The 16,589-nt window shown below is 68.2% G+C and carries 9 protein-coding genes and 2 pseudogenes; 7 read left to right on the top strand and 4 right to left on the bottom strand.

Annotated elements, in window-relative coordinates:
- Nucleotides 1-209: 209 nt before the first annotated feature.
- From OG627_RS19320 to OG627_RS19310, 3 genes are all read right to left on the bottom strand, one after another.
- On the bottom strand, nt 210-401 hold the full coding sequence (locus OG627_RS19320; RefSeq protein ID WP_329066773.1) for a hypothetical protein: 192 nt from the start codon (nt 399-401) through the stop codon (nt 210-212).
- 270 nt (nt 402-671) lie between these two features.
- Nucleotides 672-3,410, bottom strand: a complete 2,739-nt coding sequence (locus tag OG627_RS19315) for a tetratricopeptide repeat protein (protein ID WP_329066771.1) — start codon at nt 3,408-3,410, stop codon at nt 672-674.
- A gap of 82 nt (nt 3,411-3,492) precedes the next feature.
- Nucleotides 3,493-3,909 carry a hypothetical protein gene (locus tag OG627_RS19310; protein ID WP_329066769.1) on the bottom strand — a complete coding sequence of 139 codons (417 nt, stop codon included), beginning with the start codon at nt 3,907-3,909 and terminating at the stop codon, nt 3,493-3,495.
- Between the two features lie 222 nt (nt 3,910-4,131).
- Between OG627_RS19310 and OG627_RS19305 the strand changes: the two are divergent.
- The 4 genes and pseudogenes from OG627_RS19305 (at nt 4,132) to OG627_RS19290 (ending at nt 6,929) form a co-directional block, all read left to right on the top strand.
- A pseudogene (locus OG627_RS19305) lies at nt 4,132-5,114 on the top strand (transposase family protein).
- 307 nt (nt 5,115-5,421) lie between these two features.
- Nucleotides 5,422-5,949, top strand: a pseudogene (locus OG627_RS19300) (hypothetical protein); the annotation flags it as partial.
- Nucleotides 5,950-6,043: 94 nt separating this feature from the next.
- Nucleotides 6,044-6,490 carry a helix-turn-helix domain-containing protein gene (locus OG627_RS19295; RefSeq protein ID WP_329066767.1) on the top strand — a complete coding sequence of 149 codons (447 nt, stop codon included), beginning with the start codon at nt 6,044-6,046 and terminating at the stop codon, nt 6,488-6,490.
- Between the two features lie 4 nt (nt 6,491-6,494).
- Nucleotides 6,495-6,929, top strand: a complete 435-nt coding sequence (locus OG627_RS19290; RefSeq protein WP_329066765.1) for an SgcJ/EcaC family oxidoreductase — start codon at nt 6,495-6,497, stop codon at nt 6,927-6,929.
- A 148-nt stretch (nt 6,930-7,077) separates the two neighbouring features.
- On the opposite strand, the gene OG627_RS19285 is transcribed toward OG627_RS19290, so the two are convergent.
- Nucleotides 7,078-10,536 carry a glycosylhydrolase-like jelly roll fold domain-containing protein gene (locus OG627_RS19285; RefSeq protein WP_329066764.1) on the bottom strand — a complete coding sequence of 1,153 codons (3,459 nt, stop codon included), beginning with the start codon at nt 10,534-10,536 and terminating at the stop codon, nt 7,078-7,080.
- Between the two features lie 380 nt (nt 10,537-10,916).
- Here OG627_RS19285 and OG627_RS19280 point away from each other — a divergent pair, with 380 nt between their 5' ends.
- From OG627_RS19280 to OG627_RS19270, 3 genes are all read left to right on the top strand, one after another.
- A complete protein-coding gene (locus tag OG627_RS19280; RefSeq protein WP_329066761.1) occupies nt 10,917-12,053 on the top strand; it encodes a PQQ-dependent sugar dehydrogenase in 1,137 nt (378 codons plus the stop codon).
- Between the two features lie 236 nt (nt 12,054-12,289).
- Complete coding sequence (gene htpG / locus OG627_RS19275; RefSeq protein WP_329066759.1) at nt 12,290-14,302, top strand: molecular chaperone HtpG; 2,013 nt, start codon at nt 12,290-12,292, stop codon at nt 14,300-14,302.
- 219 nt (nt 14,303-14,521) lie between these two features.
- Complete coding sequence (locus tag OG627_RS19270) at nt 14,522-16,552, top strand: hypothetical protein (RefSeq protein ID WP_329066757.1); 2,031 nt, start codon at nt 14,522-14,524, stop codon at nt 16,550-16,552.
- The last annotated feature ends 37 nt before the right edge of the window (nt 16,553-16,589 follow it).

The following is a 16,589-nucleotide window of genomic DNA, read 5'->3' as shown; positions in this document are numbered from 1 at the left end:
TATTGGCCATGCCGCAGAAGCGAGATCTACGAAGACTCGATGGGTTGGTCCTCGTCCCAGTAGAGCCAAACAGGCCGGTCGTCGTGGATGTGGTCGTTCCGTTCTCCGTCTTGGCCGATCACCGCGAAAAAGCCGCGCATCTTCACGGATTCGGACGTCATCCGATCCTTCTCGCGTCGGAACGCCGAGGACCGCGAAAGCCCGCGCCGTCACAGCGGGACGAGGAGTCCGCCGACGGCGAGTTGGTCCCAGCAAGTTCCGGGGAGGTCCCACATGCCGACGGCGGCGATCATGCGGCAGTAGGAACTGAACTCCTCGGCACCGAGAGCACCGTCCCCCGTGACCACGCGGAGGTCACCGTATCGGTTCGCGTCCAGCATCAGGCGGGCGTAGGCGGTCACGTCGGGGGCAATGTCGCACGTGGGACCTGCACGGAAGGTCCGGCGAGGTGTTTGAGCAGGGCGGCGTTCACGCGCCCAGACCCTGCGCGGCCCAGGGCGGCTGCCTAACCTGGCGAGTCACTAGAGCCGGTCCAGGTCCGCTCCTCGACGTCGTAGTCGATGTGTGAGACGTTCGGGACGAGGGCGGCAGGCTGCACCGCGATAATGCGGGACATAGGGGGCTTCCACCGCCCAGTCGACGACCGTCGCCATCCGGATTGGCTGCCCGCCTCAGATGTCACTGGCCTGACTATTAGCGTTTCTGCGTGCCGCGCGGTTCACGGGCACATTGCGTCTACGGTTTCCACCGAAGCGCCACTTCTTTGACTGCTGACGGGCCAGTGCGGTGAGCATGTCTGCGGCTTGCTTCGTCTCGTAATGGTTGATGCCGAGCACGTCGCGGCGAGCAACGAGCACCTTCCTCATCTCCGCACGGGCCACAGAGGGAGAGCCGAGGACCGCCCAACAGAATGCCCAGTTGTAGTGAGTGCGGAGGGTGGACGGGTGCCGCGCGCCCAGGTTGCGTTGCTCCTCATTGAGGATCCGGCGCCACCCTTGATGGGCTTCCACATGCTGGCCGCGCTGTGCCGCGATGTGCACCCTCTCGTGCCGGGTGGACAGTAGATCGGTGAGGCGACCTTGTAGTCCCTGTGTTTCGTACTCCGCTTCCACCTCGCTGAGAAGCGGCTCGGCCTGATCGATTTCCCCGATTTCCACCAGAATTTGACCCACCTGATGCCGGGTCTGTAGCGTTTTATAGTGATCTTTCCCTAGTAGATCCTGCTCGGCAAGCCAGATGTCCATGAAATCCGTGAAAGCCCTGATTGAGTTTCCCTGCAGGCTGTGGATGGACGCGATGTCATATCGAGTGACAAGGACTGACGGGTGCCAGGCAGGCAGGAAGGAGCGCTGCTGCCTCAGCACCTCCGACAGGACAGTAAGCGCCCGGTCGAGATGGCCGCGATGCCACAGAATGACGCCTAGTTCGTGGCGGATGATGGCCTGAGTGAAAGGGCCAGGCTCCAGGCAGTCCGAGGACTCGACGGCTCGCCGAGAGTGATTTTCCGCCTCGTCTAGACGCCCTGACTGACGCAGAATGGTGGCGAAGTGATGATGGGCCTGCATGCCGAGGTACGGGAGATGCGGCTTATCGTCCATGTCCGCGCACAGCTCGCGTGCCATTTTCGCTCCCGACTCCAGGGAGCCAAGCTCCGAATGGATCGCGACGGCCAGCGCGCGGGCCACATAGAATTCGATGCTATCTGGTCCGAGCGAAGAGACGGCTAGGCGGCACGCGGCCGCAGACATGGTGTCGGCCTCATCCAATCGTGACATGTTCCAGGCCCACTCCGCCGCGTTGAGTTCGACCAGGTAACGGATTCGGTCATTGGGCGTGAAGGTGGCTAGTCGCGCACGAAGAGCCATAGCGCACTTGTGGGCGATGTCGTACCGGCCGACCATTCTCAGGTAACGGCTCAAGTACATGTGCGTATTGACGACGGTCTCGAACAATTCCTCGAGCGATGGGGGGAGTCGCCCGGCCACTGCCATCATGTGAGGAACCGCGAAGGGCCATTGGGCAGTGGCTTCTTGGTCCTCGGTGTCTCGCAGAGCCCCAAGGCAGCGGACTGCGGCGGCCCAAGTGCGGGCGCGGTGAGGGGACCGTTCCAGATGCGCTGCGTTCACCTCGGCGACCAGCGGATGGACAATGACGCACCGGCGCCAGCTCATGTCACTCCTGCGGTGGTAGAACGCGTCGGCTTCCGCGGAGGGACCGTCGGAGTTCTCGTCTGCGACGTCGATCAAGCCGACGGCACTGAGAGCATTCAGTGCACGCTCCACGGCAACGCTGTCCCACCTGCCGGCTTCCAAGCGGTGGGTCCTTGCCAGCACTTTGGGCGACAGCAGGGCCACCGGTACTGGCCGGGATGCCCAACACGACAGGGTCCGCATGATCGGCCTGACCTGAGGTAAGCCCTGCTGTTCCAGCGCGTCCAGAGACACCTCCCAGGTCTGCATCACTAGGCTCCGGGCGTCTTCGATCGTGGACGAGTGCGGTGAAGTGGTGGCGGCCCGATCAACCACATTCGGGAAGTCACGGTCGAGCGCCTGTCCGAAGGCTTTGAGGTCTTGGATGGGAGAGAAAGGCTGCGCCACGCAGAGTCCAGCAGCCCGCAACGCGAGGGGCACGCCGCCCAACCGCTCGGCCAGTTCCCGTGCGGCGCCACGCTCCGCAGGATCCGGTGCGGAACTGCCGGACAAAGCGAGCAGCATATCGGCGCCGGCTTCATGGTCAAGCGGGCCGAGCCTCTTCAACCGCGTACCGGGTGGCCAGACGTCCAGGTGCGCTTGGCGGGTGGTGACCAAAACCGCCCCGGACGCAGATGGCTCCAGCCAGTTGGGCCCCAAGTCCTGATGAAGCCGTGCGGGGTCATCTGCATTATCGAAGACCAGCAGCCAGGGCTTCTCGCTGGCATGGAGGGCCTCCCAAGCGAGGTCTGCAGTATTCAGCCGATCCAGCAGCGTCTCGCCGCCCTCTGAACCCTGCGGGCAGAGCTTCGTTGCAATCTGCCGGAACGCTTCGCTTACCTCAGACCCGCCGGAAGCGTGAACCCACAGCACAGTCGCTCCGGCGCTCCGCGCGTAGTTGGCAATGGTCAGAGCCAGAGCGGACTTCCCAATGCCGCCTAGGCCGCTGAGGACGGTAATGCAGCCCATCAGTGCTGCCAAGTCTCCGCCGCCCAGGTCGCGGAAGGCGGATTCTCGCCCGTGCAGTTGCGGCGGTCTGAGATTGACTGGTGGCCGCAGCGATACTGGAGGGGCGCTGGGCGACTGCAAGCCATTGAAGTGGACATGCACTGTCCCTGAGTCGAACACAAACTGGTCGCGACCCGCCTGAATGTTGGTTCCGCTCCCAGCGGACTCCGCGTTCTGCCTGATGTAGATGAGGCCGTCATCGCGATACCGCATTGCTTACTCCGCTTATCCGGCGCAGGACTCTGCAGGAGCCAGCCTCACAACCTGCGCCCTACTTGTTGACCAGTCACCGAGGTCAGTGACCAACGACGTTGTACTGGTCTCGCCCGGCCTGGAAGTTAGTGCCATGATTAGCCTTAGCGATCATCCGAATGCTCCTAGCTGGCAGTCGCTCCTGCACCGGATCATCCGTGCTGACCGCAGCCAGCGCACGGCGCAGGGCAGCGGCGTCTGATTCGACGGACAGCAGTGGTGCGAGCCGTTGTTGCCATGCATATGCGAGATTCTGGACGGTCAGGGCATCTGATGCTCCCTGAATCAGGGTCGCTCGTGTCGCTTCCAGATCCGCAGCGATCGTCGCCATCTCGCCGGGGCGCAGACGGGCCCACAGTCCGAGAACAGCGTTTTTCGCGCTACTGAAAGCGGTCGACGCCATAAGGGCCACCACGGTGGTTCCCGCCGTTTGAATGAAAATGGACAAATCGTCTTCCATGGCTAATCCCGGCGCTCGCTCTATACTGATCTTGCAGCATATTCTGATAGGCCGAAGCGGATGTTCCGGGCATTGCGCCATCTCGCGCCGTGTCGGCGCGGCCTGATGTTCACCCCGCCGTCGGATTGTTGCCGGATCAGGGGGCGACTGTGAGGGCGCGCTAACGAGGTGGTGCGTGATAGCGGGTGAGGCGTCGTTGCTGGCAGGTGGCATGATCCGGTTGTGGCGATCAGGGTCAATCGGGCGGTCCTGGCGCATCGGCTGTTCACCGGAATCTCGCGGCATCATCTGGCGTGCTTGGTCGAGGAGTTGGCCGCGCCGTGGCAGGCCGGACTCGAGGGCCGACGCCATGCCGTACGCGGAGGAGTCCGGAAGCGGGCCGCGGGTGCCGGCGCCCGTCACCAGCTGGTGTTCGTCGACCGGTTGGTGGCCACGCTGATACATCTACGGCACGACCTGCCGCACTCGGTCCTGGGCCTGCTGTTCGGCGTCGACCGCTCCACCATCACCCGTGCGATCGCAGAGGTACGCACGCTCCTTGCCGAGCGGGGGTGCGCGGTTCCCGACCGTCCCGGCCTGCGTCTTCGGACGCTGACGGACGTGTTCGCGTACGCCCAGTCCGAAGGCGTCGAGCTGCGGCTGGACGCCACCGAAATACAGGTCCGCAGGCCGCAGGCCAACCACGGTGGTCGCCGTGCGTTCGTCTCGGGCAAGAAGAAGCAGAACACGATGAAGGCCACCGTGATCGCCGACTGGCGTGGCCGCACAGTATGGACCGATGCCCTGCGACCTGGTCGTATGCACGACGCGACGCCCGCCCGCAACGAAGGCATCGCCATCTGCTTCCAGCACTTCCCCGACATCGAGGTCCTCCTGGACGACGGCTACCTCGCGGCCTGAGCCGCGACCACCGAGGACAAGCGATCACACCACCCAGAAAACCGCGTCCGGGAGCACTGCCGGACAGGGTTGAACAATGGGAACGCGACCGTCACGGCCACTCATCCGGCCGCATCACCGTCGAACACGCCCTCGCCGACCACAAACGCTGGAAGCAACTGACGCGCTGGACCCACCGCCGCGACCGCCTGCCCGACACCTACCGCGCCATCGCCGGCCTCGTCTCCGACCGCACCCACAACAACCGAGAACAGGCCACGACCAGGTCAAACACGCCTCACCCGCCATCACGCACCAATTCGTAAGGAGCGTGCAAACTCGCCTCTGCGAAGCGGCCGACGGGAGCGGCGCCGCTTCGCGAGGCGGTCACAGCATCAGGGCTTGGGAGAATTCTGGGAGATGATCATCCTCCGCAGGCCGACCGAGCCCTTGTCACACCAACCCGAAACTTGGCCCTGACCTGCACCGTTAGCAAGGCGACCAGGTGCCGGTCCTGCCCGACCCTCGTTCGGGACGAAGAGGTCGTGGGTTCAAATCCCGCCACCCCGACAGCTGAAACACCAGGTCAAGGGCCTGATCCTCTCAGAGGGTCAGGCCCTTCCTGCGTCTCCGGTGATCCTTTGGGATAGATCTCTGGCAGAAGCTCCCTGGAATTGCTGGCGCGGGATATTGAACGATCCCCGACCGGCCTACCGTGGCACCGTGCTCACCGACATCGAAACCTTCCAGCAGACGCTCGCGGCCAGCGGGCTGCCGCCCGTGCTCAGCAGGCGGCACGACAGCGGGGAATTCCGGGCCGACGTCGTGGCGCGCGACCTCGGGCCTCTCAAGCTGATCGAGCTGGTCACGCCCGAGGGCGAGTGCTTCCGCGACGCTCGTTGCAGCCGCGCCGACGACGAGGAGCTGTGGCAGATCGACCTGGTGACGCGGGGCCGGGCGCGCGTCGAGCAGGGCCGGGACACCGCCGATCTCGGGCCGACCGACCTGGTTCTCATCGACCCGGCGCGGCCGGTGCGGTTCACCAGTACCGCCTGCACGCATGTGACCATGCTGGTGCCCCGACGGGAGCTGCGGCTCCGCCCCGGTGACGCCGCCCGCCTGGCCGGCGTACGCATCAAGGGCAATCGCGGCCCGGGAGCGTTGGTGTCCTCGCTGGCGCGGGACATGGCCCGGTCGCTGACAGGGTTCCGCACCGGCGAGGCGCACCGGCGAGGCGCACCGGTCGGCGGCCGCGGTGATCGAGCTGATCTCGGTGGCGCTGGAGGCCCAGCTGGGCGACGCGCGCCCGTGCCCCGACGAGGCGTTGCGCGATCGCGTTCTCGGCTATATCGAGGCGCGGCTCTCCGACCGGGATCTCGTTCCCGCCGGGATCGCCGCGGCACACCACATCTCCGTACGCCGGCTCCACAAGCTTTTCGAAGACCAGCCGCTGACGGTCGCGGCCCTCATCCGCCGGCGTCGCCTGGAGCGGTGCCGCGCCGACCTGACGCACAGCGACCGGACGGTCGCGGCCGTCGCCGCACGCTGGGGATTCGGCGATCCGGCGCATTTCAGCCGGCTCTTCAAGGCGACCTACGGCTACGGTGCGGCGGCGCTGACGTCCAACGACCGTGCACGCACAGTCAAGGCGCCCGCCGCCCGGCACGGCAAGGATGGTGGTGCACACGTCGTAGAAAGGTGATCACATGGAACAGTCGGTCGAGGCGATGAGCGCCATTCCGGGCCGGATGTACGAGGCGTGGAACCGCGGGGATGTCGCCGGTTTCTTCGCCGACTTCGCCGAGGACGTCCTGTTCGCGGAGCTTGAGGGAACCGTCTACCGGAGCCGCGCGGAGGCGGTCGCGGCACACGAGCAGATCCTCGGCACGGTGATGAAGGGTTCCCAACTGCTGCGGGGCGAGGTGGTCTTCGCCCGGATCGTGAGCCCGGGCGTCGGCGTGGTCCACAGCCGCGTCGGCATCCAGATGCCGGGCGAGGAGGAGCCGCCCTCGACGCGCTTCTCCATGCAGCTGTTCGTCACGGTGTGGCAGAACGACCGCTGGGTGGTCACGGCTCTGGAGAACGCGCGCCTGCTCTCCCTGGAGTCCATGGCTCATCTGGAGTCCATGCCCGCCGGATAACGGGAATGCGCGGGTCGCGCAGCCGCTCCCGGACACCTTGTTCCGAGCCGTACGCCGACGTGCCCCGCGCCGCGCCGCTGCGGGGGCTGCCGGATGCCGGACGGGGCCGACCGTTGCCCGTCGTGGGAGAGCGCCTGCCCGGGCCCCCTCAGTCGGAGGTACGGGTGAGAGGGACTCCGACGCGCCGTTCGGGGTGCAGTGTCACCGGGCCCAGGAGGCCCGAGATGGCCGCGTCTCCGTGTGCGTTGGCGCCGGTGTTGGTGACCCGTACGCGTATGGAGTTGGTGCCCGCGCGCAGGGCGGTGGTGACGTCTGCGCGGTAGGGCGCCCAGAGGCGCGCGGGCAGTTCTGTGCCGTTGACGGTGATCTCGGCTACGTCGCGCACCTCCCCCAGGTCCAGGTGCCAGAGGCGGCCGGACAGGGTGCGGGCGTCCAGGGTGATGTGGCGTTCGTACACGGCGGAGCCGGAGTGCGCGGGGGCCAGATCCGTCCAGCTGCCGAGCGGGCGGCTGGTGTCCCGCTCGCCGTCGCGGTCCAGGCGGAAGCTCCAGTCGCCGTCCAGCGGTACGGGGGTGAGCGGGTCGGTGACGGCGAGGGTTCCGGTGTAGCGGCGCTCGCCGTGCCGGGCCTCCACCCGGACCGTCGTCGGGGAGGTGACGCGTACGGTGGCGGTCCCGGTCCCGGTGCGTCCGTCGACCGTCAGGTTCTCCACCGGTGCGTTCGACTCGACCGCGTGCGGGGGAGTTTCGCGCGTCGGCGGGCGGAAGACCACCGCCAGCGACGCCTTCGCTTCGAGTGTCAGGGGGATGGCCGTACCGTTCCCTGATCGCGTCGCCGCCGTGCGCCATACGCCCGCCGTCGTGGTCCCCCCGGTGTCCGGGTCCCAGATCTCCGGCACGCCCAGGGCCGGGAAGGTCGCGGTGAGCCGTACCGCCTCCGGCCGCTCGTTGTGCAGGAGGAACGCCTGCCGGCCGACGCGTTCCAGCCGCAGCACCCGGACGTCGGGGGTGGCTGGCGCCAGTGTGGCGGCGGCCCCGCCCGCCGCGGCGACGATCGCCGCCGCCTCGGCCGGGTCCTTCGCCCGGTGCGCCCCGGAGGCCCGGCCGCCGTTGAAGAGTCTTGCCAGGGACCGCGCCAACTTGTCTCCCTGGCCGGACGGTTCGCGCTTCGGCAGTTCGCCGACCGCCACCAGGACGCCGCCGCCCTTGACGAAGGCGGTGAGTGACTCCACGGCTCCTACCGACAGCACGGGCGTGTGCGGCAGGACGACGATGCCGTACTCCTGGCGTCCCACGGCCAGCCGGGAGCCGCGTGGCCGGGCGTGCTCGATCAGTGCCGGGTCCCGGTCCAGCGCGCCCTCGTCCAGGAGGTCGAAGTCGATCTGCACGTCCTCCAGGGCGTGGACGGCCGCTGTGAACTCCTCGTCGAAGCGGCTCTGTTCGGGATGATCCTGGAGCAATTCCGCTGCTCGCTGCGGCTGGAGGAGCGCGGTACGGGCCCTGGCCGTGGCCCGGGCCGTCTCGACCAGCCGGCCGATCCACTCGTTGAGCGGCCGGGAGAGGTCCCACCACGGGTTGGCGGGCTGGAAGGGCGGCGGGAAGACGATGTCGTTCTGGTCGGAGAACCGGGCGTGCAGCAGAACCTTGTTGACTCCGCGGACGACGAACGCCCCGATGACCTCGCGGGTCAGGGCCGGGGTCACACTCCACCCCGTACCGCCCATGGCCTCCAGGTAGACGCGGGTGTGCCCCGTCTGATGGGCCGCGCTCGCCGGCCAGCGCGGCAGGATCCGGTGGTACCCGCGCTGGTAGTGGTCGAAGATCAGGTCGGTGCCCGGCACCTGGGCCCACTGGTGTGCGGTGTTGAGGTTGCCGGTGCTCTTGACCTGCTCGGACGGTCCGTACTCGTCCCACAGCGGGTTGGAGATGACGTCGAGACCGCGCTCGCCCATCCACGCGCCGAGACGCTGGTAGTACGCGGCGGAGAACCGGTTGGAGACCGCGCGCCAGAAGACACCGCGCAGCCGGTCCCCCTCGTCGCCGAGGTCGTCGAGGACAGCGGACAGCACGATCCCGAGGCCCGCCTTCGGGGCCAGCCCGCCGATCTCGGCCGGGAGGCTCGGGGACCAGGGCGGCAGCCCCCATCCCGCGTCCGCGGAGGCCACGAACGGCTCGTCGTCGGCGAATCCGCGCAGGACACCGCCCACGGCCCACGGGAACCTGCGCAGGTACTCGCCGGGCACGATGTCCATGAAGAGATCCACCGCCTCGTCGTCGAGGAGGTCGAGATAGTTCCGCCTGCTGCCGGTGGCATCGGCGAGCGGCCGGGAGGTGTGGAGGTCGACCTGCCACCGGCCTGCGGGCGCGGTCCAGACGCCGTCGGCGTGTACGGCGGCGGTGAGGTCGATCATCCTGGGGACCGTGCCGTCGCCGAGGGCGCCGACGGGGCGGGCCGCGGCGGCGACGACCTCGCCGAGGGCGGCCGGTGTCTCGAACTCGTCGACTGCGGACGGGTCTTGGAACGTCTGGTCATACAGCGTGGCGCCGGCCGGGTCGGTGACGGTGAGGCTGTCCCAGGAGGAGCGCTGGGTGGCGGTGGCGCGTACACCGACGGTGCCGGAGGCGTACGCGGTGTCGGTCACCGGCGGGTGGGCGGCGCCGTCCAGCGACGGTGTGATGACCGGCCCGCGCAGGGAGAGTGCGAGTTCGTGGTCGGCCGCGGCGTCGAATCCGGCCGTGGCGTCGCCCCGGTGCAGCAGTGTGAAGCCGCCGTCCTTCTGACGCCAGATGTCGATGCCGCCGTCCGCGCGCAGGTCGGCCAGGTAGCCGTTGCGGGCATCGGAGCAGCGCACCATCAGACCGGCGGCGGCCCTCTCGACGCGGACGGTGGCGGTGACCGTGCAGTCGGCCCAGTCGGTGCCCTCCTTCAGGACCTGGACACCGTCGTACGCGGCGGCGTCCACGGTCAGCCGTCCGTCGTCGACCGACAGCGCGCGGGCGGCCAGCCGGACGACCGTACCGCCGGTGACCTCGACGCTGCCGCGGGTCAGGTTCTTGGCCCGCAGGTCGGGGCGTGGCCGGTAGACGCGGTCGCCGACCCGGCCGCCGTTCACCACGAACCCGCCCGCCCGGCCGCTCGGGAAGAAGTCGTCGTCGAACAGCCACAGCCGCATGTGGTGGCGGTCCGCCTCGCGGAGCGTGTGCTCGATGATGTCGAACCATGCCTCGGTGAAGAACGAGGGGCGCAGGGCCGGGGTGTCGAAGGGGAAGACCAGGACTTCGGTCACTCCCTTGTCCCGCAGGTCCGCGAGGGTGGTGTCCACGAGGGCGGGGGTCACCGTGCCGTTCCAGAACCACAGGATGAGCGGCATGCTGCCCGTGCCGGGGCGGGCGAACCGGGCGGGCGAGTAGGCGGCGGGGTGGTCGGAGGCGAGGCGACCGGGGGCGAGACGGTCCGAGGCCGGGCGATCGGAGGCGAGGGCCGCCGGATCGCCGGGCGGCGCGGCGTACGCGGGCCCCCAGGAGGTGGCCCCGCCGCTGGCGGCGGCAGCTGCCGCCGCCGCGCCGAGTTGGAGGACGCGTCTGCGGCTGTGCGTGCCGTCGTTCATCGAGTCTCCCTCGGAGGGCCGATACGCGTCCCTGTCGACCGTTGAAAGGTTTCAATCACGTCGATGGGGACGCTAGGGCAGCCTTCCACCGACCGTCAATGACTCGGATAGAACGTTTCATGCCGGGAGTTGGGGTGGCGGGTCTTCTCCGCATGGCCCGCCGGCCGCGGCGGTGGGAGCGGTGAGATCGAGGGGGGGGAGCGGTGGGAGCGGTGGGAGCGGTGTTCCAAGCCAAACCACCCCTGCCCCTCTATCCCCACCCATGGTCAGTGGCACACAATCGCCCCACCCAGGTTGCGTGCTGACTCGGGCGACACCCACACAACTCCGCCCAAGCAGCCGGGGGTTACCTCTCCATCCGCTGCCTCTAGGAGGGCCACGTGAAAGTTCGCACCAGAAGCTCGGCGATCATCGGCACCATCTGCCTCGTCGCTTCCCTCGCCTTGACCACAGCGTCTGCTGACGAGGCGACAGCCCCACGTCAGGCGGCAGAGGTCACACTGAAGGAAGTGGCCAGAGCCCAGAACCCCATCGCCGGCGCGGCCGGTCCCGGAGACACCGTCTGGATAGCCGAACGCGCGGGAACCGTACGGGTTCTGGACGATCAGGGGCTCGGCGAGCCCGTCCTCGACATATCCGGCGAGACCACCACCGACGGCGAACGCGGCCTGCTGGGCGTTGCGTTCGACAAGGAGTTCGCGCACTTCTACATCTCGTTCACGGACCGCGAAGGCACCAGCAACGTGGACGAGTTCGCCGTACGGGACGGCGAGATCCAGCCGGACACCCGGCGCACGGTTCTCACGCAGACGCAGCCGTACTCCAACCACAACGGCGGCGACATCAGGTTCGGCCCCGACGGCTACCTCTACATCGCCTTCGGCGACGGCGGCTCGGGCGGCGACCCGCACGGCAACGGGCAGAACCTCGGCACACTGCTCGGCAAGCTGCTGCGGATCGACCCGGGCGGCGGTGAACCGTACGCGATCCCGCCGGACAACCCGTTCGTGGACGACCCGAACGCGAAGGACGAGATCTGGTCGTACGGGCTGCGCAACCCGTGGCGCTTCTCCTTCGACGCGGGCTCGGGTGACCTGCTGATCGGCGACGTCGGCCAGAGCGCCTGGGAGGAGATCGACTGGGCCCCGGCGGACAGCGAGGGCGGCGAGAACTACGGCTGGTCCCAGATGGAGGGCAACCACGCCTTCCGGGGCGGCACGGAGCCCGCGAACCACGTACCGCCGATCCACGAGTACGACCGCAGCGGTCTGGGCTGCTCGGTGACCGGCGGATACGTCTACCGCGGCGAGGCGATCCCGGCCCTCCAGGGGCAGTACCTGTTCAGCGACTACTGCGACGGCACCGTCCGCGCGCTGGAGGTGGAGAACGGCCAGGTGACCGGCGAGAACGACCTCGGAGTCAGCGGCGGCCAGGTCATCTCGTTCGTGGAGGACGGTGACGGCGAGCTGTACGTGCTCGACATCGCCGGCAGCATCTCGCGCATCGACCCGGCGTAACGGGCGGCGGTCGAAGCGTAGGAGCCGAAACTCCGGCTCGGGGGCCTGATCCGCATCGCGGGTCGGGCCCCTGGGTGGTTTGCGAAGCGGGCCAGCGCGGTCGTGGCGTGCGGGCGGCACCGCGCGCGTGCGTACCCCCGCTCGGTGGCGGGGAGGCTGGATACGATGTGGGGTGGCTCGCCGGATTCGGGCTGCCGCTTTGCCAAGGGCTTTGACAAGGAAAGGGATTCCTGCACATGTCGACCGAGACATTCGAGTTTCAGGTAGAAGCTCGTCAACTCCTCCAGATGATGATCCACTCGATTTACTCGAACAAGGACGTCTTCCTCCGGGAGCTGATCTCCAATGCCTCCGACGCGCTGGACAAGCTCCGCCTGGAGGTTCTGCGGGACGACGGGCTGCGGGAGGACACGTCGGATCTCCATATCGCCATCGAGGTCGACAAGAAGGAGCGCACGCTCACCGTGCGCGACAATGGCATCGGGATGTCGCACGCCGATGTGGTGCAGCTGATCGGGACGATCGCGAATTCCGGGACGGCGAAGTTCCTGAAGGAGCTGAAGGAGAGCCAGGACGCCGGGACGTCCGAGGAGCTGATCGGGCAGTTCGGTGTCGGGTTCTATTCGAGTTTCATGGTGGCCGATGAGGTGACCCTGCTGACCCGGCGTGCCGGGGAGAGCCAGGGGACGCGCTGGGAATCGAGCGGCGAGGGGACGTATACGGTCGAGTCGGTGGACGACGCGCCGCAGGGTACGGCGGTGACGCTGCGGCTCAAGCCGGAGGACGCCGAGGACCAGCTGTTCGACTACACGTCCGGCTGGAAGATCCGGGAAATCGTCAAGCGGTACTCGGACTTCATCACCTGGCCCATCAAAATGGCCGCCGAGTCCTCCGACGACGAGAGCGTGGACGGGACTCCGCGTGAAATCGAGACCATCAACTCGATGAAGGCCCTGTGGGCGCGGTCCAGGAGCGAGGTGACCGATGCCGAGTACAACGAGCTGTACAAGCACATCAGTCACGACTGGACCGATCCGCTGGAAACCATCCGTATGCAGGCGGAGGGGACCTTCGAATATCAGGCACTGCTGTTCATTCCGACCCACGCCCCGCAGGACCTGTTCATGCAGGGACACAAGCGCGGGGTGCAGCTCTATGTGAAGCGCGTATTCATCATGGATGAGTGCGAAGCGCTCATGCCGGAATACCTCCGCTTCGTCAAGGGAGTGGTCGACGCGCAGGACCTGTCGCTGAATGTGTCGCGGGAGATCCTCCAGCAGGACCGCCAGATCCAGCTCATGCACCGGCGTCTGGTGAAGAAGGTGCTGTCCACGGTGAAGGACATGAAGTCCGCCCACCCGGACCGCTATCTGACGTTCTGGAAAGAGTTCGGCCGGGTCGTCAAGGAGGGGCTCCTCAGCGACTTCGAGAACCGGGACGCGATCCTCGGGATCTCCTCGTTCGGGACCACGCGGGACGCGGAGGAGCTGACCAGCCTGAGCGAGTACGTGGAGCGCATGAAGGAGGGGCAGCAGCACATCTTCTACATGACCGGTGAGTCGCGGTCGGCCATCGAGAGTTCGCCGCACATGGAGGCGTTCCAGGCCAAGGGGATCGAGGTGCTGCTGCTGACCGATCCGGTGGACGAGGTGTGGGTGCAGTCCGTGCCGGAGTTCGAGGGGAAGCAGCTGCTCTCGATCGCCAAGGGCGAGGTCGACCTCGACACCGAGGAGGAGAAGAAGGAGGTCGAGGCCGAGCGCGAGAAGCAGCAGCAGGACTACGCCGGGCTGCTGACCTGGATGACGAAGGAGCTGGGTGAGGACGTCAAGGAGGTACGGCTCTCGTCGCGGCTCACCGTCTCGCCCGCCTGCATCGTCGGGGACACCCACGATGTGACCCCGGCGCTGGAGAACATGTACCGCGCCATGGGCCAGGAAGTGCCCCGCATCAAGCGCATCCTCGAACTCAACCCCTCGCACGGGCTGGTCAGCGGCTTGCGGAAGGCCCACGCGGATCAGGCGGCGCCCGTCACGAGCGACGCTGCGCCCGCCGAGGGTGAGGCCGACGCGACGGACGACTCGACGGCCGACGCGACGGACAACTCGACGGTTGACACGACAGTCGACGCCGGACTGTCCGAGGCCGCCGAACTCCTCTACGGCATGGCCCTGCTGGCGGACGGCGGCGAGCTGAGCGACCCGTCGCGTTTCATCAAGCTGATGGCGGACCGGCTGGCGCGCACGCTTTAGCAGCGCACGCTCTCACAGCGCACATTCCAGGTACACCCACGCGTCACTTCCACCTCTCCCTCACCACCGAGCGTAAGGAAGTTACTACAATCAGGTCACCCTCCCCCTAGCCACACGCGACTCTGCTCAACCATGGTGGAAGCGCGCGCACAAAAGAAAAAACGGGGGGAGGGCGGCATGGTAACCATGCCGACGGAACGGCCACAGGGTGTCAAGTCCGTGGTCCGTCTGTTCAACGAGTGCCGTACGCGCACGGGCGGGGGCCGGGAACTTCCGGTCATCACCCTGCTCGGCAGACGGGGCAGCGGCAAGACCACCACACTCCGCTGGCTCGGCTATCTGGCGTCCAACAGACCCAACGCCCTGTACGACTTCGCCTCGGCACCGGCCAAACGACCGCACGAAGTGGCGGCGCGGCTCGCGCTCGGGCTCTCGTACCGCTTTCCGCGCCAGCCCGCCGTGCTCTTTCCCCGGCTGGCACTCGGGCTGCTCGTGGCCCACACCGCGATCAACCTCAACGGCGCGGACGCCCGGACCGTACGGACGGAGCTGAAGCGGGCGCTGCGGCAGGCCAAGGAGAGCACCGAGGCGTACGAGAGGGGCCACGGGGCCGTCGAGGCGTTCGGCGTGCTCCAGGACCTCAACCTCGTACCGCTGCCGGGCCTCAATCTCGTGCTGAAACTCGTCCAGTTCGGCCTGCCGAGGCTGCCCGTCACCGTGATGTGGCGCACCGGGCTGAGCTGGTACGCCGACGGTCCGCACCGGCCGGTCGACTCGCTGATGCGGCTGAACGAACTGGCCGGCAGCGAGGCGCCGGAGGACGCGGAGCAGGTCGACCGGGTGCTGTGCGGGGCCTTCGTGGAGGATCTGCGCGACCACTTCGTCCGGCATCCGCGCGACAAGGAGTGTGTCGCGCTGCTGGACAACATCGACGCGCCGCGGGGCCGGGAGTTCCTGGACCTGCTGGTACGCGTCAGGGAGGCGAACTCCGCGCTGGGCCGGGGCCACGACCCGCTGCTCGTCGTCGCGACCGCCGCCAACGCGCGCGCCGTGCCGGGCCCCTACGCCCCGGACCTGCCGGCCGAGCTGCGCCTGCGCGCGCCGGAGGAGGTCTCGTACGAGGACTGGCGGAGGAGCATCCCGCGTCCCGTGTCGACCTCCAAGTGGCATTGGTACCCCGTGCGGTTGCGCGATCTCACCGAGCCCGAGGTGACCACCCTGGCCGAGCGGACGGCGGCCACGCTCGTCCACACCACCCCGCTGATCCACCGGCTCTCGTACGGGCACCCCTGGAGCGCGCGCGCCCTGCTCGACGCCGCGTACGCCATCGTCGTCGAGCGCGGCGGCGGGGCGGCGGAGCTGCGCCACATCCTCGACTCCGCCGCGCCGGTGCCGGGACCGCCGGAGGACCCGATGCCGCTGGACGTGGCGGCCCGGCGCTATCTGCTGCGCGATCTGTCCGAGGGGCAGCGGGCGGCGCTCCAGGTCTGCGCGGCGGCGCGGGCCTTCGACTCGGCGCTGGACGCGGGGGTGCTGGAGGAGTTCGACCAGCTCACCAAGGACACACTGCGCCGGGACATCGACGCGCGGCTCTGGCTGGTCCCTCCGGTCCCCGAGGACGCAGGCTCGCGCGGCGGGCGGGGCAGCGGCTATCTGGAGCACTGCCGGGAGGAGGGCAGACCGGCGGTCGTCCTCCAGCCCTGGCTGCGGCTCGTGCTCCTCCAGGCGCTCTCCCACGAGGTGCCCGACGACCCGTCCGGCTGGGTCACCACCCATGAGGCGCTGCGGAGCTGGCACCAGCGCGAGCAGTGGCCCCGAAGACATCTGCTCGACGCCCGCTACCACGCCCTCGCCCTGAACGAGCTGGACCGCACCGTCGCGTATCTCGCCGAGCGGTTCAGCGAGCTTCCCTCCACCGATCAGTGGCTCTACGAGCTGTACGCCATCACCGCCGCCCCCATGCGCGTCCCGGTCGCGCCCGCGGGCCCCGGGCGGCGCGGGCCCTCGCCCTCCGACCGCGTGCGGGAACTCGCCCGGCAGCTGGCGCCCGCGTCCCTCGACGAGCACTGGTCGCTCACCATGCTGGTCACGGCGCTGTGGCTGGCCGCCGATCCCCGTAATCGTGTCGCTCATTCCGCCCCCGAACTCAATTCCACCATCGCGGCGATGTTCCACCGGCTGGCCGCCCTGCCCCACAGCGGCGCCGCGGGTCTCCTCCGGGAGGCCGAGAGGTACGAGCCGCGGCCATGACCGCGCCCCCGCCCCGGCCGACAGAGACCAGCCGACA

The organism is Streptomyces sp. NBC_01429, from assembly GCF_036231945.1.
Taxonomy (GTDB): domain Bacteria; phylum Actinomycetota; class Actinomycetes; order Streptomycetales; family Streptomycetaceae; genus Streptomyces.
The sequence above is the reverse complement of the archived record's forward strand: the minus strand, read 5'-3'. Positions and strand labels throughout refer to the sequence as shown.

What these genes read in the sequence shown, in the direction of transcription:
- OG627_RS19285 (WP_329066764.1), bottom strand. Translation starts at nt 10,536, where the DNA reads ATGAACGACGGCACGCACAGCCGCAGACGCGTCCTCCAACTCGGCGCG.
- OG627_RS19310 (WP_329066769.1), bottom strand. Translation starts at nt 3,909, where the DNA reads ATGGAAGACGATTTGTCCATTTTCATTCAAACGGCGGGAACCACCGTG.
- htpG (WP_329066759.1), top strand. Translation starts at nt 12,290, where the DNA reads ATGTCGACCGAGACATTCGAGTTTCAGGTAGAAGCTCGTCAACTCCTC.
- OG627_RS19290 (WP_329066765.1), top strand. Translation starts at nt 6,495, where the DNA reads ATGGAACAGTCGGTCGAGGCGATGAGCGCCATTCCGGGCCGGATGTAC.
- OG627_RS19315 (WP_329066771.1), bottom strand. Translation starts at nt 3,410, where the DNA reads ATGCGGTATCGCGATGACGGCCTCATCTACATCAGGCAGAACGCGGAG.